Annotated in this window: 12 protein-coding genes; 1 reads left to right on the forward strand and 11 read right to left on the reverse strand. The window is 40.6% G+C overall.

Annotation, left to right across the window (positions count from 1 at the left end):
- Positions 1 to 54 precede the first annotated feature (54 nt).
- Complete coding sequence (locus ACYVM0_RS22300) at positions 55 to 855, forward strand: segregation and condensation protein A (RefSeq protein ID WP_460560814.1); 801 nt, start codon at positions 55 to 57, stop codon at positions 853 to 855.
- 82 nt (positions 856 to 937) lie between these two features.
- On the opposite strand, the gene ACYVM0_RS22305 is transcribed toward ACYVM0_RS22300, so the two are convergent.
- The 11 genes from ACYVM0_RS22305 to ACYVM0_RS22355 form a co-directional block, all read right to left on the reverse strand.
- Positions 938 to 1,633, reverse strand: a complete 696-nt coding sequence (locus ACYVM0_RS22305) for a murein L,D-transpeptidase catalytic domain-containing protein (RefSeq protein WP_460560816.1) — start codon at positions 1,631 to 1,633, stop codon at positions 938 to 940.
- A 46-nt stretch (positions 1,634 to 1,679) separates the two neighbouring features.
- On the reverse strand, positions 1,680 to 2,294 hold the full coding sequence (locus ACYVM0_RS22310) for a hypothetical protein (protein WP_460560818.1): 615 nt from the start codon (positions 2,292 to 2,294) through the stop codon (positions 1,680 to 1,682).
- A 22-nt stretch (positions 2,295 to 2,316) separates the two neighbouring features.
- Positions 2,317 to 4,263 (reverse strand): 1-deoxy-D-xylulose-5-phosphate synthase, encoded by a 1,947-nt coding sequence (gene dxs, locus ACYVM0_RS22315; protein ID WP_460560819.1) that lies wholly within the window; start codon positions 4,261 to 4,263, stop codon positions 2,317 to 2,319.
- A gap of 95 nt (positions 4,264 to 4,358) precedes the next feature.
- On the reverse strand, positions 4,359 to 5,084 hold the full coding sequence (locus ACYVM0_RS22320) for an aminotransferase class III-fold pyridoxal phosphate-dependent enzyme (protein WP_460560820.1): 726 nt from the start codon (positions 5,082 to 5,084) through the stop codon (positions 4,359 to 4,361).
- 127 nt (positions 5,085 to 5,211) lie between these two features.
- A complete protein-coding gene (locus ACYVM0_RS22325) occupies positions 5,212 to 12,309 on the reverse strand; it encodes a PKD-like domain-containing protein (RefSeq protein WP_460560821.1) in 7,098 nt (2,365 codons plus the stop codon).
- Between the two features lie 224 nt (positions 12,310 to 12,533).
- Positions 12,534 to 14,726, reverse strand: a complete 2,193-nt coding sequence (locus tag ACYVM0_RS22330) for a TonB-dependent receptor domain-containing protein (protein WP_460560823.1) — start codon at positions 14,724 to 14,726, stop codon at positions 12,534 to 12,536.
- A 144-nt stretch (positions 14,727 to 14,870) separates the two neighbouring features.
- Positions 14,871 to 15,929 carry a serine hydrolase domain-containing protein gene (locus tag ACYVM0_RS22335; protein ID WP_460560825.1) on the reverse strand — a complete coding sequence of 353 codons (1,059 nt, stop codon included), beginning with the start codon at positions 15,927 to 15,929 and terminating at the stop codon, positions 14,871 to 14,873.
- Between the two features lie 14 nt (positions 15,930 to 15,943).
- Positions 15,944 to 16,285: a hypothetical protein gene (locus ACYVM0_RS22340; protein ID WP_460560827.1), complete on the reverse strand. Its 342-nt coding sequence runs from the start codon at positions 16,283 to 16,285 to the stop codon at positions 15,944 to 15,946.
- Between the two features lie 83 nt (positions 16,286 to 16,368).
- Positions 16,369 to 17,604 (reverse strand): helix-turn-helix domain-containing protein, encoded by a 1,236-nt coding sequence (locus tag ACYVM0_RS22345; RefSeq protein ID WP_460560829.1) that lies wholly within the window; start codon positions 17,602 to 17,604, stop codon positions 16,369 to 16,371.
- 411 nt (positions 17,605 to 18,015) lie between these two features.
- Complete coding sequence (locus tag ACYVM0_RS22350) at positions 18,016 to 18,693, reverse strand: transposase (RefSeq protein ID WP_460560831.1); 678 nt, start codon at positions 18,691 to 18,693, stop codon at positions 18,016 to 18,018.
- 503 nt (positions 18,694 to 19,196) lie between these two features.
- Complete coding sequence (locus ACYVM0_RS22355; RefSeq protein WP_460560833.1) at positions 19,197 to 22,115, reverse strand: leucine--tRNA ligase; 2,919 nt, start codon at positions 22,113 to 22,115, stop codon at positions 19,197 to 19,199.
- Positions 22,116 to 22,360 lie beyond the last annotated feature (245 nt).

Here is a 22,360-nt window from a genome sequence, read left to right on the forward strand (position 1 = left end):
TTTGCCCTCCCCGACATAATCGGGGAGTTTTTTTAATACCACAACTCATACACCGTGAACGCACCAAGTTACCAGATAAAATTACAGGACTTTGAGGGGCCCTTCGACCTGCTGCTTTTCTTTATTGAAAGGGATGAACTGGATATTTACAATATTCCAATTACCAAGATCACTAATGATTTTTTGGATTTCATTCACCAGGGTGAGAAGCTGAATATTGAATTAAGCAGTGAGTTTATCTTGTTCATCAGTACATTGATGCGTATTAAAGCAAAAATGCTGTTGCCACGCAAAGAAGTGGATGCGCTGGGTAATGAAATTGACCCGAGACAGGAGCTGGTAAATAAGATACTGGAATACAAGAAGTTTAAAGAAGCTGCTGCACAAATGGCGGAGATGGAAGCCGTACGTATGATGATTGTTAAGCGTGGTAATGTGCAGAGAGAAATAGCACAGATTGGAGAAGAAGCCGGCGAAGGCACCGAGATACAGGCCGTTACCTTGTTTAAGTTAATGAAGGCTTTTGAAAGAGTAGTACAAAAATTACAGGAGCGCAAGTTTAAACCGGTGCATACCGTGGTGCAATATAATTACACTATGGAAGGCAGCAGGGAGTATATGATGACCATTTGCCGCACAGAAAAAACTTTATCGTTTGAAAAAATATTTGAAGTTTGTGATAACCGCATCCATGCATTATTCCTGTTTTTAAATATGCTGGAAATGGCACAGGGCCGTTACATTACATTACTGATTGGCGAAGGACGAAATAATTTTATAGTGGAGTGGAATGAGAACCGTGAGGAAGAAGTGGTAGGACTTTTGCCAGATGATAACCCCACACAATGGAACTAGAATAAAAATAGCCGGCCAGCAGATATCGCAGCAATTTTTTTAAGTTTTCTCCGAGGAGTACCTGTGCAATCTGCGGGCTATTTCAATAATAGATATTCAGTAAAACAGGTTCTTCTGCCTTGTCAATATAAGTTTTCAATTGCGTTAAAAATGCCGGTGCCACAGTAGGGCAACCCCAGCTTTCGCAAATACCCAATGGCGCAATTTCTTCATTGGGTACACAGGAGTGAGAATGCAATACCACAAAACGATCGAAGGCTTTGCTATTGGTATTATCCAGCCCATACAATTTAAACGCCAGCCCGAATTTACCGGTGTACGAACCGCCGATCTTATATTTACCCAGCGAAGTACATAAGCTGTTAGCCTCGTTTGAAAATTGTACATCGCTGCTCTGCACCCTGCCACTGCCATGTGTTACCAACCCCGATAGTTCAATAGAATCTTTTTGCAAATTATAAACGAAGAAGCGTTTCTTACCCGATTCAATTTTCATGTCCACCATAAAGCAATAGGTAGTATTGTATTCATGTGCTTTAGCATAAGCAGCAATAGTTTCAGCTTTTTGTTTTAACCTGATCAGGGTGGTTTTACCCGTTTCGTCTTTCTTTGGCTTTACATTTGCTTTTGTTGCTACATGGTTAGACTTTGGCGTGTACCAAAGAAAATAAGCTAATGCAGAAATGCTGGCCAGCAGCAGGAGCATTGTTGCAGTGAGTTTCATAAAAAATTTCATGGAGATGTGTTTGGCTGAGATGCCTAACGCATATATTTCCATAAAAATATTTAATAGCGTGTTAAAGAAAATAAAAAATGAAAGCGGGTTAATTAGTCTTTATTTCATAGACCTTATAATCAAAATTATAACCGTTCATGAAATAATATTCATCTAAAAAAACGAGTTCTTTATTAGCGCCGGGAATTACATCAATAAATGCATAATTTAAAACCTGGGGAGCAAATGCTTTTGTGTCGGTATCAGCTGAATCATTTGAGAAGAATATTTTAAAATGTGTATGGCCAGTTAAACTGTCGTAGAAGAACCTTAGAGGAAATTCTTTTTTTGCACTATCTACAAAAGTAGTAGCTTCTTTTGTATCCGGTTTAAAGCTACCTTCCAGGAATTGATTGTTTTTTATCAGATTTATTTTTTCAAAACAGGCAACCACCAGGCTATCAGTAGCTGTAAAAATATCATCTACAAACGGATTGCTTTTTTCCTGCTCCTCAATATACCTTTCTTTCTCCTTTTCGTTATCAATAGACTGGATTTCAATAAAGGATCTCCTTGTTCTAACCTCACCTATATATCTCACTTCTATTTCCTTTTTTATCTGCGGAGTAGCTGCAATAATTTTATCGGAATTTTTCTTCTGATTGCAGGAAAATAAAATAGCAACTGCGAAGACAGTTGCTATTATCTGATCAAAAAATTTCAATTTATTCAATTAAAAGTAAAGATTACTTCAGCAGCTGTGCCACACTCACACTACTCATCTCCCTCAGCACTTCTGCAATACCATTGGCATCAATTCCAATTTCATCATACAATTGTTTGGGAGAACCATGTTCCACCAATCTATCCGGAATACCTAATATTTTTACATCCGCTTTATAACCATGTGCATTCATAAATTCCAACACCGCTGTTCCAAATCCACCAACAACAGTACCATCTTCTATGGTAATTATTTTATCGAATTCTGCAAACACTTCATGCAGTAATGCTTCATCCAATGGTTTTGCAAAACGCATATCGTAATGTGCCGGATTAATGCCATCTGCTTTTACATCACGTATGGCTGCGGCTGCAAAATTTCCGGGGTGGCCGAAAGAAAGAATAGCAATATTTTCTCCGTCTTTTAATTTGCGTCCCTTGCCAACAGTTATTTCTTCAAAAGGGTATTTTTCAGCCATCGTATCTTTCTGCAGATCAGGCATAACACCTTCTCCCCTCGGATAGCGAATTACAATCGGAAGATTCAATGAATCCAATTGCGAAGTATACATCATGTTACGTAATTCTCTTTCATTCATTGGTGCACTTACAATGAGGTTGGGTATACAACGCATAAAAGCAATATCATAACAACCATGATGTGTGGGGCCGTCTTCTCCCACCAATCCTGCTCTATCCAAACAAAATACTACGGGCAATTTTTGAATGGCCACATCATGCACCACCATATCATATGCCCTTTGCATAAAGGAAGAATAGATGTTGCAAAAGACTTTCATACCCTGTGTTGCCATGCCTGCACTTACTGTTACCGCATGTTGTTCGGCAATGCCCACATCAAATGCACGGTCAGGCATTTTTTCCATCATGTATTTTAAAGAAGAGCCACTTGGCATAGCGGGAGTGATACCAAATATTTTTTTATTTTTTTCTGCCAGTTCAATCATCGTGTACCCGAAAACGTCCTGGTACTTCATGGGTTGTGGCAGATCGAATTTTTTCTTTTGAATTTCACCCGTCACTTTATCAAACAAGCCTGGTGCATGCCAGAGTGTTTGATCTTTTTCTGCCAGATCGTAACCCTTGCCTTTTACGGTAACAATGTGTAAAATCTTTGGCCCGGGAATATTTTTCAGGTCCTGTAAAGTATCTACCAGCTTGGTAATATTATGTCCGTCGATAGGCCCAAAATAACGCAACTTTAAAGATTCAAATAAATTAGCCTTGCTGTTTACCATACCTTTTACACCTTCGGTCAATTTATGCGCCATACTGCGGCTGAAACTTTTGCCTACCGGTAATTTGCCCAGCAAATTCCAAACCTCGTCTTTTACTTTATTATAGGTTTGAGAGGTAGTGATATCAGTAAGGTATTCTTTTAATGCCCCCACATTAGGGTCAATGCTCATGCAGTTATCATTTAAGATCACCAGCATATCTGCATCTGCAACGCCTGCATGGTTCATGGCTTCAAAAGCCAGGCCTGCCGTCATGGCGCCATCGCCAATTACAGCAATACTTTTTCGTTTTTCTCCTTTGTATTTGGCAGCCATTGCCATACCCAATGCTGCACTTATTGAGGTGGAAGAGTGGCCCACACCAAAAGTATCGTATTCACTTTCGCTGCGTTTTGGAAAGCCGCTAAGGCCTTTGTATTTTCTGTTAGTGGGAAAATTATCTCTGCGGCCGGTTAATATTTTATGGCCATAAGCCTGGTGGCCCACATCCCAAACCAGTTGATCGTAAGGGGTATTGTATACGTAATGCAGGGCAACGCTTAACTCCACCACGCCCAGGCTGGCACCAAAGTGGCCGCCATGAACACTCACAATATCAACAATGTACTGCCTCAGTTCTTCGCAAACCTGGTGCAATTGTTCCCTGCTGAGTTTTTTTAAATCAGCGGGACTATCAATAGTTTTCAGTAATGTACCGGGAGTTAGCTCCATACTGTGAGATTTATTGGGCAAAGTTATGTTTTTTTACTTGCAGATATAAGGATATTAAACATACTTTAACGGGAAAAGTTCGGGCAAATTGCCGCCTAAAGTGCATATTTGTTCAAATTCAGTATCAGATCGGGATCGGGACAATTGGCCAGGTATTTATCGCTTTCCTTTTCGGCACATACACCGGGATAATCTCCTTTGTACAAACGGATATCGCTGATGAGCTGAAAATGCAGGTGCGGCGGCCAGTTGCCATTATCTTTAGGCTCGCCAAAATGTGCCAGCAGTTCGCCCCTGCTTATGAATTTTCCTTCTTTCAGGTGTTGAATATCGGCAAGGCTTAAATGGCCGTATAAAGTATAAAACACAATGGTATCTAACTGATGTTGCAGAATGATGGTGGCACCATAATCTCCAAAATTGTTATTAAAAGCAAAACTGTGTACGGTGCCGCCAACAGGCACAAATATTTTTGTACCGGCATCACCCCATATATCAGTACCAATATGAAGGCGGCGGGGTTCTTCAGTCACAGGTTTTTCTATACCATATTTTTTTTCTTCGTCAAAAAGCAAACTGCGTTTGTACATATCCCTCAGTTCGGCATACCCGCCAATTAAAAATTTAGCGCCCTGTTCTTTTCGTTTACCATCAATCCAGGCAGAAAAACTTTTGGTATTACTGTAAACTTCTTCTGTAAGTTCGGTATTGGATTTTGACAAATTGATGTGGGCAATTTTTTCTGTTGCAGCATTAAAATCCACTACCGCACGAAAGCCGGACCGATTTTTCTGTAATACATTTTCCAATACGCTGTTCATTTATTGAAGGTAGCGAAATGTAAATTAAAACTTACCAGATGTTTTGGTTTACCTCAGTGGTTACGCAATAAAAAAAGCTGCCCCTTTTCAGGAGCAGCTTCAGCTTTATTACTGTGATAAATTTTGTTTATTGTACCACTACTTTTCCGGTAATCAGTTCTTTGCCTTCGCTGTTGCCTACCACAACAATGTATAATCCTTTACCAGCATTTCTGATATCGATATCCATAGTGCTGTATGCCGCTGTAACAGGTATGGCTTTAGTAAACACTCTTGCTCCTTTGCTATCGTAAATAGTTACGGTACGCAGGAATCCAAAATTACGGGCACTGGTGTAATACCTGATCTTAAACTGTCCGTTATTTGGATTGGGCAGAATGAATAGTTTGTTTGACGCAGAATCCCGGATCACCAATGGTGCAGATAAAGCCGTACAACCTGCTGTTGTTGTAACCCTTGCTGTATAAGAACCCAGCTGATCAACAGTAATACCACTTAAAGTATTGATGTTTGCTCCGTTGATAAGTACACCGTCTTTAAACCATACAATGGTATTAGTTGCCGACACAGGTGTAATATTTGCCGTGATGCCTGTAACTAATGGTGGCATCAGGCTGGTGTACGGTGCCGCTGATAATGTAATAGTTGGCTGCGGATTAACGGTTACCGTTACACTGGCGCAGGTTGTAGTATTACATGTTCCTTCTGCCCTTACATAGAAAGTAGCCGTGCCGTTAACCGGAACGCCGGTAATTGTTGCACCCGTACCTATTAATGTACCGCCGCAACTTCCGCTATACCATTTCCATGATGCGCCTGTTCCCAATGCTCCACCCTGTACGGTAAGGTCGGCAGTGCCTGCACCACACAATGCAATATTGCTAGCTGTAGCACCTGTTGGAGCTACCGATTGCCCGTTAACGGTAATGGTAAAGGTTTTAGGTGTACCAGCACAACCTGCTGCTGTTGGTGTTACCGTTATTGTTGCTGTTACAGCTGTTGATGTGGTATTGATTGCTGTAAACGATGCAATATTACCTGTACCACTTGCTGCCAGGCCAATAGATGGTGTGTTGTTGGTCCAGCTGTAAGTTGTACCTGCCACTGTACCTGCAAATGTAACCGCTGTTGTTGCTGCACCGGTACATAATGTTTGATTAGCAATTGCATTAACATTTGCAGTTGGGTTAACTGTAATAGTGAATGTTTTAGGAGCACCTGTACAGCCATTCAATGATGGTGTTACCGTTATTGTTGCCGTTACCGGAGCAATACCTGTATTGGTAGCAGTGAATGCTGCAATATTTCCGGTACCGCCTGCCGCCAGACCGATTGATGTGGTATTATTGGTCCAGCTATAAGTAGTTCCGGTAATGCCGCCGCTAAAATTAACCACCGCTGTGGTACTGCCATTACATAATGTTTGGTTTACCGGTTGGGTTACTACAGGTGTTGGGTTAATAGTAACTGTTGCTGTTATAGAAGGCCCGGGGCAACCAGCAAATGACGGTGTAATGGTAAACGTTACCGTTACCGCTGCTGTACCGGTTGTGGTTAATGTACCTGTAATATTACCTGTACCGGAAGCCGCTATACCTGTTGCTGCAACAGTATTATCTCTTGTCCAGCTATAGGTAGTCCCTGTTACATTACTGGTTAATGCGATAGTAGTAATAGGTGATCCCGAACAAGCTGTTTGTGTAGCCGGAGTAGCTACTGCACTTGCCAATGGGTTTACCAATACTGTTGCTGTAATTGGTGTACCCGGGCAACCATTAGCCAATGGGGTAATTGTAAATGTTACAGTAACCGGTGCTGTTGTAAGATTAGTGAGGAAACCAGTGATACTTGACCCTGATCCACTGGCTGGTATACCGCCTACTACTGTAGTCGTGTTATCTCTTGTCCAGGTAAATGTAGTACCTGAAACACCTGTTAATACTATTGGTGTAAGTGTACCTGCAGAGCAGATAGTTTGTGATGCCGGTGTAGCTATAGCTGTTGTAACCGGGTTTACCAAAACTGTTGCAGTTACTGGTGTGCCTGAACAGCCATTGGCTATTGGAGTTATGGTAAAGGTTACAGTTACAGGAGCTCCTGTGGTATTGGTTAATGCCCCACTGATATTTCCTGTTCCGCTGGCTGGAATACCTGTTACTGTTGCCGTGTTATTCCTTGTCCAGCTGTAGGTGGTAGCTGCAACTGCACTACCTCCGTTCACAATGGTAGCAATTGTTCCGCCGGAGCAGATAGTTTGTGACAATGGTGTAGCCGTAACTGTTGGTGTAGGATTTACCAGCACTGTTGCAGTGATTGGTGTACCAGAACATCCGCCAGCCACTGGAGTAATTGTAAAGGTTACTGTTACGGGCACCGTGGTGGTATTAATTAATGTACCGGTAATATCACCTGAACCATTTGCAGTAATACCGGTTACGGTAGCAGTATTATCTCTGGTCCAGTTATAAGTTGTAGATCCAACTGCGCCACTCATGGCAATTGTAGTAATGGCAGTGCCAGAACAAATTGTTTGTGATGCCGGTGTGGCTATTGCAGTAGGTGTAGGGTTAATAGTAAAATTAGTTACTACGCTTGGCCTGCAGGTTGGGTCAAGTGGTGTTGGTGAAAGTACAGCATATACAAAGTAAGTATTTGCCGCGGCAAATGTACCTGTACCGGTTGCAGTTGTTCCACCACCAGTAAGGCTACCATTAGGTACTGTTGCCAGTACAGTACCTCCTGCATAAGGATTGGCGGTAGCAGTAGTAAATGCCCTGAATTCTATACCATAGGTTATACCCATAGAGGTAAGACCTGAAGCCGTAAGTGATACCGGAGTACCAATACATCCTGAAGGAGTTGGATTGGTAGTTACACTGCCAATTGTAGGACAGATTGAACAACCTCCCGGTCCAACTAATGTTAATACAGCATTTCCCGAACAGCCATTGCCGTCAGTAACAGTCACTGTATAGGTACCTGCAATCAGGTTAGTTTGGTTTTGAGCATTTGTTACAACGCCAGGTCCTGTCCAGATAAAACTATAAGGGCCTGGTGCACCACTCAATGCAATTGAAATAGCGCCGTCAGTGGTAACGCAGGTTGTAGGCTGTGTATAGGTTGGGGTAATAACTACTGCAGGAAAGTTAAATACAGATACAGAACCTGTCATATTGCTGGTACATAGATATGTTGTATTGGTAGCCACAACAGTGTATGTGCCAATGGTAGTTTGCAAACCAAAACTAATTGCTGCGCCTGTTCCTGCAACCGGAGCACCAACGTTTGTAGTTCCGTTTAATACCAATTGATAAGTAACCCCTGTTTGCGAATTAGCCAGGCCAACATTAACACCTGTGCCTCCGTTACAATAACCACCACCACCAGTTACTGCATAAGCTATCGGGTTATTTACTGTAACCGTTACTGAACCTGAAGCAGGACAACTATAACTGTTAGTTATTGTAAAGTTATAAGTGGTAGTAACCGCTGTAACAACACCTGTAGGATTTTGTACATTAGATGTAAATCCTGCCGGTGTAGAAGTCCAGGCATAGCTATCTGCAGGTGCAGGAGATGTAATAGAGATATCATCTACATCCAGGTAAAACTCATTGGCTGCAGAGTAACAGTTCCAGGCAAAATAATAAACACCACTTACACCTGGGGTAAATGTTGCAGATTGCTGTGTATAAGTTGCAGTGGTAATTGTTCCTAAGTCCTGAATAGTGGTAGTTTGTGCAGCAATAGTTTGAGCTGTACCCACTGTTACTTTTAATTTTTCAGGGAACGTAGTACCAGTACCTCTATACCATGAAGATACCGTATAGGTAACGCCTGCGGTTAAGGTAACACCACCTGTGATAAGATAAGTATTAGCCGCATTTGTTGAATTCCAGTTATATTCAGCACATTTTGTACCGGTTCTTGCTGTACCATTAACAGGGCCGATTGTCCAGTTATTTCCGGTACCGCCGTTGAGAATGGCCCAGCCGGCAGGAATTCCGCCTTCAAAGCCTTCAGATAATACACTTAATGGGGCTGAGTTGGAGGTAACGGTAGCATTTAAGTTTACTGCGGCTCCGGAACAAATATTAGTGCTGGATGCCGTTACACCTGTAACAACCGGTGCAGGATTTACAGTTACCAGAATGGTACTGATTCCAGGGCAGCCGGCAGCGCTTGTGCCCGTTACGGTATAAGTAGTAGTTGCAGACGGGTTAGCAGTTACTGTGGCACCTGTTGTGGCACTTAAGCCTGCAGCGGGTGACCATATGTATGTGGCAGCACCCGAAGCGGTGATACTTGTTCCTGTGCCATTATTACAAATAGTGGCAGATGCAGGTGTAAGTGTAATTGCAGGTGTGGCATTAGATGTAACTGCAAATTGCGCTGTTGTGGCAAAAGCGCCTCCGTTAGCACAGGTAACTACGGCTACATAATAAACTGTAGTGCCGGCAGGAATTACACCTGTATTTAATGTTGGTCCATTAGCACAGTTGATGTTGGTATATGGGCCGCCGGAAGTAGCTGAAGATTGCCATTGAATGGAGATACCAGAACCTGATGAATACCCTGTAAGCGTGAGAATAGTGGAACTTCCCTGGCAAATATTCACATTACCGGTAATTACCCCAGCCGCCGGTGTACCGGCACAAGGTGATGGTGCAGTACCTGCAAATTCATCGGCTCCCAGATCAGGTGTAGTTGCATTCCGCACATCACCATCAATATCATCCGTGATACCAGCAACAGTAATACCAGCAGATTCTGCAACTGTAGGAGTTGCGGTATTAATGTGCAGGAAGGTTGCGCCCACACCTGTTGTGCTTACAAATGGTGTACTGATTTCTGACACTGAAGCAGCTTCCCTGGCACCTACCGCAGCTTTGAATGTAGCAAGAGTTAAATAAGCTGTTGTGCCATCATACAGATATGCGTTATTGGTACAACCTGAACCCGGATAATAAAGATTATTATTTGAAGCCGTATTATAATTTGTTAAGGTTGTACTTGACCTTCTGTAAGCAGAAGTATACCCTGTACCGTTAGGTGTAGAGGTATTTATTAAAATATTGTTTCTCAATGTTAGTGATGCTGAAGTTGCTGTGGCACTGGTAGTAGCAAATAATGCTGACGTTGAAAAATTGGCTCCCGTAGAAGAAGCGGCAATATTTACTGTATTATACGACAAGTTTAAGTTAGAAGTAGCAGTAGTAGCGGTGATATTGATACCTCTTACAGCATCAGTGGCACTGGACGTTAATGGAGCCTTTAGATCTCCGATAACATTATTATAAAAATTTAATGCAGTTGTGGCTGCAGCAATAGTTACACCATTTACAATACCCGCTGCATTGGAAGCTGTTAGTCCTGATATATTATTTTTATATACGCTGCCATTTGTACCACCGGAATAAAGAAGACCGGTAACAGTGGATGCACCGGTTGTACTCAGGTTGCTCACACTATTGCCATACACCGCAATGCCTAATGCTGCAGTGCTTCCTACCTGCATACCATTAACTGTTGAAGCACCCGACAGGCCCGAAACCGTATTATTATTAAACAGACTACCTGCCGCTCCGTAGCTATGATACAAACCAAAAATTGTGGAAGCTCCTGTAGTTATATTAGAAACAGTGTTACCGGTAATAATAACAACCTGGGAAGTACTGGTATTTGAAAATGTACCATAAAAACCGGTGGCACCTGTTAAATTAACATTTGAAAAATTGTTACTACTAATGGTAGCTGTACCTGAAGTTGGACTGCCATTATTATAGTATCCGTATACAGTTCCCCCTGCACCTGCTTTTGTAAAACTGCCATTAATGCTGTTACCGGAAACAGTTATGTTGGGTGTACCATTGCTTGAATAGATCATGTAATAAGTACCCGTGGTATTTACATTCGTATTATTAAAACTGTTGCCATTTATAGTTTCGGCAACGGCTGTAGCACTGCAATAAATTGAAGCAAAACCACTTGTTACCGCAGCCGTAGTTGTCTGCTTAATAACGTTATTGCTAACATTAAGAGTACCTAATGCCGTTGTGTAAATACCATAAGTGGTTCCACTAACTCCCTGTGTTTGGGTAATTGTATTACCTGTTGCAGTAAGATTATTACCATTGGGAAAAAATATGCCGTAGTTAACTACAGCAGATCCGGATGGATCAGATTGGGTGATTGTATTATTAGTAACAGTAAGGTTGGTACCGGCGGCGTTTGAATAAACACCATAAGTAAAGTAGGCGGTATTAATACTCGCTATGCCTAAGGTAATATTATTATTATTTACAGTAAAAGCGGAGTTGGTTCCAAAGGTATAAATACCCCAATGTGCCCCAATCGTGTTTACGCCGCCGTTAGCCAACTGGTTTAAGGTATTATTTGAAACATTACCATTATTCTGATTAGCAAATGTAATACCGCCAATGCTGGTATAGTTTGTACCTCCGAAATTCGTAATGGTATTGCCTGTTGCTGCAGAAGTACCACCAATATCATTACCCTGGTCGTAAAGCGTATAAGGGCTGGCGGCACTAAAACCAGTGAAATTTATACCCGTTGTGGTATTGGTTATAGTATTACTGTATACTTTGTTGTTACTGTGTAAATCTCCAGTAGCTGTAATTGTGAGCGCTGTAGAACTGGTGGCTGTAATATGGCTGAAATAAATAGCTGAAGAAGGTGTAGCAATAGTTCTGTTCAATGTAATAGTACAGTTTTTAATAGTATTGTTGTTACAACCATCAAAAGGCGCTGCACTATTTAAATTTACAAAAGCATAGCCCCATTCAGTAGCTGTAGTTGCAGTAGTATTGGCTGCACTTTCCTGCAGGTCAATACCATCAATGGTAAGGTAGTCCACACCTGCCACTTTAAATATACCATCAACTGTAGTGCTGGTTCCTACCGGGGCAGTAATTAATGGATTGGCGCCTGCTCCGCCTTTTTGAATAGTCAGAGGATTGGCTGCACCTAAAGAAGCATTTAAGATTGTACTTCCCAGCACAAAGCCACCTGCGGGAGCTGTTTCGGCATAGCCTCCGGGAACGTTAATGGTGGCTCCGCCGGCACCTACGCCGGAAGTATTTAATGCATTAACAGCTGCAGCTATCGTAGGATAATCCACACCTATAGTTTTTACACCTGTAACCTGTGCCCGGGAAAAAACTGTGCACAGCAGCGCACAGCAAAGAAGGGTAATCTTCCTCATAAAGTTTAGTTTGGTTTTATTTATTGCGGGTGATGTTGCTTTTTCAAGCAACAAGAAACTAAAGTATTCCTTTTAATTGTAACCAACAAAAACCTGACAGTATTTTTACGGTATTTATTTTTTTATAATCTATAAAATGGTAAGATTAAGTAAAAGCCTTGCCTGTATTGATTTTTAACCCGCTATCAATAGGTGGGCAAAGGCCCCCCAAATAAATAGATGTATTACTTTATCCGGTTAATTTCATCCTGTGCACCCAATTCTCTGTCTCTTAATTTAAAATTGGTTTTGCCAAATTTCCAGGTAAGCTGTATGCGGAGGGTCCTGCTTTCCCATTTGCGGGAATAATTAAAATGTACGTTACCAAAATCAGCTTGCTGCTTCCAGCGCTGGGTATTAAATATATCAGTTACTGATACACGAATATTTAATTTGTCTTTTACAATCAACTTACTTCCCCCTGCATCAAGGCTACCCAGCCCGGATGTTTTATAAATACCATCCAGCGTGCGGATATTACCCCAACTGCTGATCTGTGCCTTCCATTTTTTTGGTAAAGTAAAACTCTGGCTGCTGTACCAACTCATGCCCCAGGTGGTATTATCTAATTTTCCTTCGGGGATGGCGCCTTTGTATGCTTTATAAAAAGGATTTAAATTAAAATAGCCATCCCACCATTTTGCAATAGGAGCGCTTACATTTAAACTCAGGTACCATCTTTTTTCACTGCCGATATTATAACCTGTTACTTCTGTAACTTCTCCTTTAAGGGTACTGATACTTTGAAAAGAATTATTGGTATGACTATAACCCAAACCAACATTCACCGCTCCCCGGTAAGAATAATTGAGTTCAAAATTATTACTGAATTCGGGTAGCAAATAAGGATTACCTCTTTCTTTACTGTAATTATCAAAGATGTATTCAAAAGGATTCAGGTCCTGGAAAGTAGGCCGGTTAATTCTTCTGCCATAAGAAATACCGATATTGTTTTTATCATTTATGGTGTAGCGTATAAACGCTGTGGGGAATACATTAAAATACGATGTATCAGGATAATTCAATGCAATATTTCTCAGGCCGATACTTTTTCCTTTTATCAGGGATTGCTCTGCTCTTATACCAACCTGGTATTCCCATTTTTTTATGGTTTGATTAAAACCTGTATAAGCCGCAAACATTTTTTCGGTATAATTAAATTGATTGGTGCGGCCGGTATCTGCTTTAAACTGGTTGTTATTCCACAGCAATGCTTTTAAATCGTTAGAGGTTTCAACAGTATTATATTTTAGCCCGGTTTCAATTTTTGCATGTATTTGTTTTAACTGTCTGCTGTAATCTGTTTTAATGCTGTAAATTTTTATTTGCGTTATTACATCCTGGTCATTAGCAGTATAGCCATATTTTATATTCTGTTGGTTTAATAAATCAGTAGTTACCAGGCCACTGCTGTTATTTTTAAAAGAAGTATAATCAGCATCAATATTTAATTCATTCCCAACGGTATCTTCATATTTATAATTGGTATTAAAATTGTAACGGCTGTTTCTTTGATGATTGTCATTAATAGTATGCAATGATGAATCGGTGGTATTATTGCTATTGATCAACGTAGTACCCGGAGTATATAATTTACTCCAATACTCATTTCCTTTTATAATAAAACCAAAAGTATTTTTTTTATTGAGATAATAATCTGCGCCGGTTTGAAAGCTGATATTTTTTGAGGCGTCCTCATCAACCGTTTTATTAGCAAATGTTTTATCGGTACCATTCGTATTTACAAAACGATTGATGGCGCCATTGGTATTTTGCCTTGATTTACGTGCCGCAATATTGCCCAACCAGTTCCATTTACCCTGGCGGTGATTAACATTGCCGGAAAAATTATAGTTAGGGTGATTGCTTTGGGTATAAGAAGTGCTGATATTACCATTCGTTCCCTTAGCAATATTTTTCTTCAGCCGGATGTTGATAATACCTGCATTACCCTGTGCGTCGTATTTTGCAGAAGGGTTCATAATAATTTCAATTTTGTCCACTACCGAAGCTGGTGTGGCTTTTAAATAATTGGCCAGGTCTTTAGCACTCATTTGTGTGGGCCTGCCATCAATTAAAATATTTACTCCGGCTTTGCCAGCCATGTTAATGGTTTCCTCATTGCTGATGGTGACACCAGGCGCTTTTTGCAATACTTCAAACAAGGTGCCGCCGCATGCTACAATATCATTTTGCACATTAAGCACCATTTTATCCGCCTGCATTTCTACAAATGATTTTTTACTTTTAATAACTACTTCGTTCAGTTTTTTGGTTTGGTTAAAAGTGCTGGTATCTGTTTTGGGAAGACTGTCTTTTTGCTGGGCAAAAGCAGGCAGGGAAAAAAGGCAGATCAAAATTGCTGAAAGCTGTTTCATAAATTAGTGTTGATTTACAACACAAAGATGGTTCAGCCATAGGGCGCAGTCGCTGCAAATGATGATTTGAGGCTACATAAAGAAGTATCATAAAACAAAAAGCCGTCTCAAATTATAGGAGACGGCTTAAAAAATGGCTTCCAATCAATTAAATAGCGCCGATGCAATTTTTTCTCTCAGCTCCACCACATCTGCCGCATTGCTGTTGCTGAATACGATGATGGTTTTATTTTCATTGATGAAATGATACCAGGCTGTATTGGCACCGCTGATACTCCCCCTGCGGTCCATTACCCTCGTTTTTATGTTTCCGAACTTTTGCTCATTTACCCAAAAACTATATGCTACGCCCCATAATTCAGGATAAGATGTGGTCATCAGTTTCACCGTTTCCTGCTTCAGTAATTTATTGTTGAATAAGGCCTGGTCAAATTTCAACAAGTCTTCAACAGTAGAATACATGGCACCGCTGCTGTAAAAATTTTCTATCCAATAAGGGTCATCGTTGTAAAAGCTCCCTGTACTGTCCACTAAATAAGTGCTGGTCAGACCAGGCACAATATCTTTATTGTGTAGCATCCCTGAGTTCGTCATTTTCAAGGGCTGCAAAATTCTTTCCTGTAAAACCACAGCATAAGGCTTGCCGGTAATTTTTTCTATTATCTTTCCAAGAATGATGTACTCGGCATTTTTATAGTCCATTTTTTTGCCGGGTTCTGTTACCAGTTTACCGCTGCAATATTTTTTGATGATGGTATCTACAGGCATTTGCAGGGCATACATTGTTTCACTGCTTTGATCAATATTTTCAATTCCACTGCTGTAGGTAAGTAAATGATGTATAGTTACTTTGTCTCTTGCTTCGCCTGTGTATCCGGGAAAATAAGTTGCGATAGTTTTATTGAGACCGATCTTACCTTCTTCCATCAGTTGTAAAATAAGTACTGCTGTGAAGGTTTTGGTGATGGAGCAAATTTTAAATTTTGAACGGGTAGTAACAGGCAGGTTATTCTGCCGGTCGGCCAAACCAACATATTGCTTATAGCTTATTTTGCCATTTTCTGCCACCAATACTGAGCCACTAAAGTTTTTTGTGGCAGCATATTGGTTTACAATATCAGTAAATTTATTTCCCCGGCTCGTTACCTGGCCAGTGGCTTGCAGCAGTATAAAGATTGAGCATACTGAAATGATATACTTCATGTGGTTTTATATATTTAAAGGTTAAATACTTTGTTATTGTCTTCTTTCTTCACAGTTAAAAATGGCACGCCTGTGTCTATTCTTTGCCCGCTCATTACAGTATCTACCTGCCGGGAATTAGCGATATAGATTTTTGTACCTTCTTTGAATTGTAATTTTTTTTCAATGCCCGGCATTAAAAAAATGCCATTGGTACCGTTTCCTGTCTCGCCGGGCTGATAAGAAATAATGGTAATCTTCCTGGGAAGAAAAGAAGTGTTTTTAATTTTTATTGCGATCAAAAGCGATTCATTTTTTTGAGCAAGGGCAAATGCAGATGCAACTATAAGTGCCAAGGCAATAGTAATGTGTTTCATAATGTTTTTGATGTAAATTTCTGCAAGGGTGAACAACCAAAGGCCTCAAATCAGGATTTGATACCAGTTAAGTTGGTCTCAAATCAAGTGGATATTTTTTGCAACCATTCTTTCGGGCTAAGTCCCGTTGCTTTTTTAAAGGCCCGGTTAAAAGTAGCTTTGCTGTTGAACCCGCAATCGTACGCAATACCTAAAAGGGTTTGTGTTTTTTGTTCGCCGGATTGTAATTTTTGCTTTACGGCTTCAATGCGGTAATAATTGATACAATCATTAAAGTTTTGCTGAAAGCCCTGGTTGATCATTTTTGAAAGTAAGGAAGGATTGGTATCCAGCTGTTTGGCCATTTGGGTTAAAGACAGTTCGGGGTCTTCATAAACTTTGTCTTTTTCCAGCAGCTTTAAAATCTTCAGCTTCCATTCATTTAGCAAATCGCCCTCTTCTTTTTTACCAGCCGGCTCAATGTCGGTGTCTATTATTTCTGCATCTTCAATAAATTCATTCTCATCGGTAGCGGCTGCATATTGCAATAAGCGTGGCGGCTGGTAGCTTAATAAATTAAATTTAAAGGGCACTTTGGTTTCAACAGAATTGGAAAACCCTTCAATAGCGATATAGTAAAAAATAATAGCGAAAGAAAAAAACTGCCACCAATCGCCCATGTACCGCATCCTTTGAAATACCGGGAAAAATGAAGCGGCATAAAATAGCAGGCGAATGACCAGCATAAACAAAAAAGCATATAAAAAATTCTTTACCCACTTAAACAATACCACATCTGCATAGCTCACTACCTGCAGCATTAATTTTTTATAGCCGTTGTAATAACGAAGAGAAAGCAGGAAATAAATAAACATAGATAAAAAACCAAACGCCTGGTACCAGGAACCAAAATCAGGGTCTGCCTGGTCGGCTAAAAAATAATATTGATGTACGATCAGTTTATCCGTTACAAAAATTATAAGACTGTACAGTAAATATAAAATGCCCGGCAATAAATGCAGCATTTCTTTTTTACCAAACTTAAAAGAGGGGTTGAGTAAACTTTGTACATAAAAAAAGATGACCGGCCCCATCCACAACAAATGCTGCGTGGGCACATAAAACAAAATATCCCGGTAAGGCTGATTATCGTACCAGCCTGCAAAACCTACCATCCAGGGGCTGATGTATAAAATGCAAAGCAGTAAAAAAAAAGCCAGCCATTTATCAGAGGAAGATTCATTTTTTATACCTTTTCTGAATAGCAGTACGGCATACACCAGACCATGTACAAAAAATATCAGCAGCAGCGAACTGTAAAAACTGAATTCAAAACGCATGGGTGTAAAATAAAAAAAGTCGGCGAATAAAACGCCGACTGTTTAAGTATGGGGTGGGTCACTCCTTAAGAGTGGCTCACCCGGCAATTAAAGCAGAGTACTTGCAAAAAATAGGCAAGAGCGTTGGCTTACATCGGGTGGGTCACTCCTTAAGAGTGGCTCACCCGGCAATTAGAGCAGAGTACTTGCGAAATAGGCAAGACCATTGGCTTACATCGGGTGGGTCACTCCTTAAGAGTGGCTCACCCTGCAATTGAAGCAGAGTACTTGCAAAATAGGTAAGCGTATTGGATTGGGCAGGGTGGGTCACTCCTTAAGAGTGGCTCACCCGGCAATTAGAACAGAGCACTTGAGAAATATATAAGCGCATCGACTTACACCGGGTGAGCCACCCTAATGGGGTGACCCACCCTACTCCAGTTTAGAATTTGGAAAACCTTTTTGATAGTAGTAGTTTATTTGTTCCTCATGTAATAGTATAAACTTTTCTACACCGCCAAAAAATTGTACTACTGACGCCGATGCACAATAAAAATTATTGTTTGTAATAATAGCAGTATATGAACTGTGTACGTATTTTTTATAATTATCAAACACTTTATGCTTTGCCACGTTTGCATGCACATAGATTATTGCCATTTGCAAGTGCGCATCGGAATCAATTGCTATTCTTTTAAAAGGTTTCTGAAATAGCCCGCCCTTATGGTGATATTTATTTTTTGTATAGTTAGCATACGATACCATAAAGCTATTGACCTGTCGCTCTATCATTGCGTCCAGAGTTTCCGGTTTGTCTTGTACTGCCAATAATTCTTTCATGGCAACCGTTTGTTTTGTTTGATCTGTTTTGGAAATAGCTATTACAATATTTTCCAGTGGCTTTACTTTGACGATAAAGTGTACATGGTTGTTAAGTAAGCAATAAGCCCAGTTATAAAATGCTATTGCAGTAAATTTTTGAAAGCGTTCTAAAAAAATAGTGTGGTCATTTTCGTCTCTAAATAATAACACTCCGTCAATACTTTTAAAAACTAAATGATAATGATTCCCGGCAACAAAAGGGGATTTTAATAATTCCGAAACAGGCATCTCAAAAATATTTTGAGCTAAAGACGAATACAGGATCAACTTTGGTTGCTTTTCCTGTAACAATACTCGAATGTCCGGGTGGGTCACCCCTTATGGGTGGCTCACCCTGCCAAAATACAGGGTACTTGCGAAATTGATAAACGTACTGGCATACAACGGGCGGGTAGCTCTGGAAATAAAGTAAAGTACTTGCGAAATAGGTAAGCGTATTGGATTAGACAGGGTGGGTCACTCCTTAAGAGTGGCTCACCCGGCAATTAAAGCAGAGTACTTGCAAAATAGGCAAGAGCATTGGCTTACATCGGGTGGGTCACTCCTTAAGAGTGGCTCACCCGGCAATTAAAGCAGAGTACTTGCAAAATAGGCAAGAGCATTAGCTTACACCGGGAGGGTCACTCCTTAAGAGTGGCTCACCCTGCAATTGAAGCAGAGTACTTGCAAAATAGGCAAGAGCATTGGCTTACATCGGGTGAGCCACCCTAATGGGGTGACCCACCCTGGCATTACACCACCACATTAATCATCTTGTTCTTTACATAAATAATTTTTTTAGGCGGTTTGCCTTCCAGCCATTTTTGTACGGTTTCGTTTTGAAGGATGATTTCTTCGACTTGTTTTTGATCAAGGTCTAATGTTAAAGAAAGATTGGTTCTTACTTTGCCGTTAACAGACACAGGATATTCTTTACTGCTTTCTACTAACAATGCAGGATTGAAGGTTGGATACGTTGCATCTAAAATAGTGCCTGCATTACCCAACTGATGCCACAATTCTTCGGCAATATGTGGTGCATAAGGCACCAATAAGATCAGTATTTTTTCCAGTACTTCTTTTTTATAACACTTTACATCAAATAAATCATTCACACAGATCATGAACGCACTTACAGCAGTGTTGAAAGAAAACTTCTCGGTATCTTCTTCAATTTTTTTAATGGTGCGGTGTAAAATTTTTAATTCAGCATCCGTGGCTTTTTCATCTGTCCACACTTTGCCTTTTAACTCATCATTAAACAAACGCCATAGTTTTCTTAAAAAACGATGTACGCCTTCAATGCCTTTATCGTCCCAGGGTTTGCTGGCTTCTACAGGGCCAAGGAACATTTCATACATGCGGAAAGTATCGGCGCCGTATTTAACACACAAGTCACTTGGATTAACTGTATTAAGTTTACTCTTGCTCATTTTCTCTACCTCAGCTTCGCAGATAAATTGTCCATTCTCCTCTGTTATAAAAACAGCGTTTTTATAATCAATTTTTTGAGTTTTAAATCTCTCTGTATCTAGAATAACTCCATCTACAAAATCTACATTTGCATGAATTTTATAACAACTAAATGCAACAAATTTATCCTTTGAACTAAGCAGATTTGCATGCTCTAAAATTTTCTTCTCGACAGCTTTAGAAAGTTCAGAATCTCTACTTTCTTTTGACAGTTTAATATTTAACTCTGTTGAAATGAATAACGGATTCTTATTATAAACACTCATTGTTGCCTCTATATTGCCACCGCTAAAAGTCAAATGAGAAACCATATACACAAACCTACTACTCCCCTGTATCATCCCCTGGTTCAACAACCTCTTAAACGGTTCTTCATAGCCAATATGCCCCAGGTCAAACAACACTTTCGTCCATAAACGGCTGTACAATAAATGGCCTACCGCATGTTCGGTACCACCAATGTATAAATCTACCTGGTTCCAGTAATCGCTGGCTTTTCTGTCACAAAAAGTTTCAGCATTGTGCGGATCCATGTAGCGTAAAAAATACCAGCTGCTGCCTGCATAGCCCGGCATGGTAGAAGTTTCTCTTTTTCCATTGCTCACACTTACCCAATCCACCAGATTTGATAAAGGCCCTTCGCCTTCCCTTCCCGGCCCGTATTTATCTACATGCGGTAATTCCAATGGTAATTCTGCTGCATCTAATGGCACAGCAATACCATCACTCCAGATAACAGGAAATGGTTCACCCCAATACCGCTGACGGCTGAAGCCAGCATCCCTCATCCGGTAATTCACTTTTCTTTTGCCGATGCCTTTTTCTTCTAATTTTTGCAACACTATTTCTGTTGCTTCGGTCATCTTCACACCATTTAAAAAACCACTGTTTTCTAAAATGGCTTCTTTAGTGGAATTGGCTTCTTCGCCATTAAAATGTGCACCAATAATATTAGTGATGGGAATATTAAAATGTTTTGCAAATTTAAAATCCCTTTCATCGCCGCAGGGCACGGCCATAATAGCACCGGTACCATAACCTGCTAAAACATATTCGCTTATCCAGACAGGGATTTGTTTGCCATCAAAAGGATTGATAGCATACGCACCCGTAAAACAGCCGGTGATTTTTTTCTCTGCCATTCTATCCACATCGCTCCTGCTTTTTACATAAGCTATGTATTCGTCTACCGCTGCAGTTTGTTCGGGTGTTTTTATTTGTTGTACCAGGTCCAGCTCGGGTGCTATTACCATAAAGTCCACCCCAAAGATGGTATCAGGACGAGTGGTATACACCGTGAGGCGTGACTGGTGAGACGTGAGTGGAGCGTTCGAATCCGCAGGCTCTTTACTCACCACTTCAAAGTCTATTTCTGCTCCCTGGGATTTCCCGATCCAGTTGCGCTGCATTTCTTTCATGCTTTCGCTGAAGTCTACTGTTTCCAATCCTTCCAGTAAACGATCTGCATAGGCAGTGATACGCAAATACCATTGGCGCATTTTCTTTTTTACAACCGGGTGTCCGCCACGTTCGCTCACACCGTTCACTACTTCATCATTGGCCAATACGGTGCCCAATGCTTCGCACCAGTTTACTTCGCCGTATTTGCTAAACGCTAAACGGCGATCCATTAAAATCTCCTCCTGTTCTTTTTTGCTGTAGTTATTCCATTCTTCAGCGGTAAATTTTGCACAGCCTTGAGTTTCGTATTTTTTGACCAGCTCAGTTATTGGCCTCGCCTTTTTTTGGGTATTACAGAAATAACTATTGAACAACTGTAAAAAGATCCATTGTGTCCATTTATAATAACGGGGATCGCTGGTTTGCACTTCTCTTTCCCAATCGTAACAAAAACCAATTTTATCCAGCTGGCTTTTAAAGGTGGCAATATTTTTTTTGGTGGTCTCTGCCGGGTGTTGGCCTGTCTCCAAAGCATATTGTTCTGCAGGTAAACCAAAACTGTCAAAGCCCATCGGGTGCAACACGTTAAAGCCTTTCAATCTTTTGTAACGGCTGTAAATATCACTGGCAATATAGCCCAGCGGATGGCCCACATGCAATCCTGCACCACTCGGGTACGGAAACATATCCAGCACATAATATTTGGGCTTATCAGCATCGTTAGATACTTTATAAACTTTGTTTTCTTTCCAGTGATCCTGCCACTTCTTTTCTATCTCGTTGAACTTATACTCCATTTATGTTTCTTTTTCTTTTTTTAATCTGCTCCAACAAAGTGGTATTCAACTTCATTGGGGTAGTTCCGATACATCGGTATACATTAAGTCTTTATTCACCCTGCAAAGCGCCCTGCGGTTTAAAACCGCCTGACACATAAAATTGTGAAAGAAAAGTTATTTCACCTCCATTCGCCTCATATCTTCTCTATTTATAAAAATAATTACGGCAGGCAATCGTTTTGTAGTGGGCAAAAATAACATAA

This window comes from Ferruginibacter profundus (genome assembly GCF_054783275.1).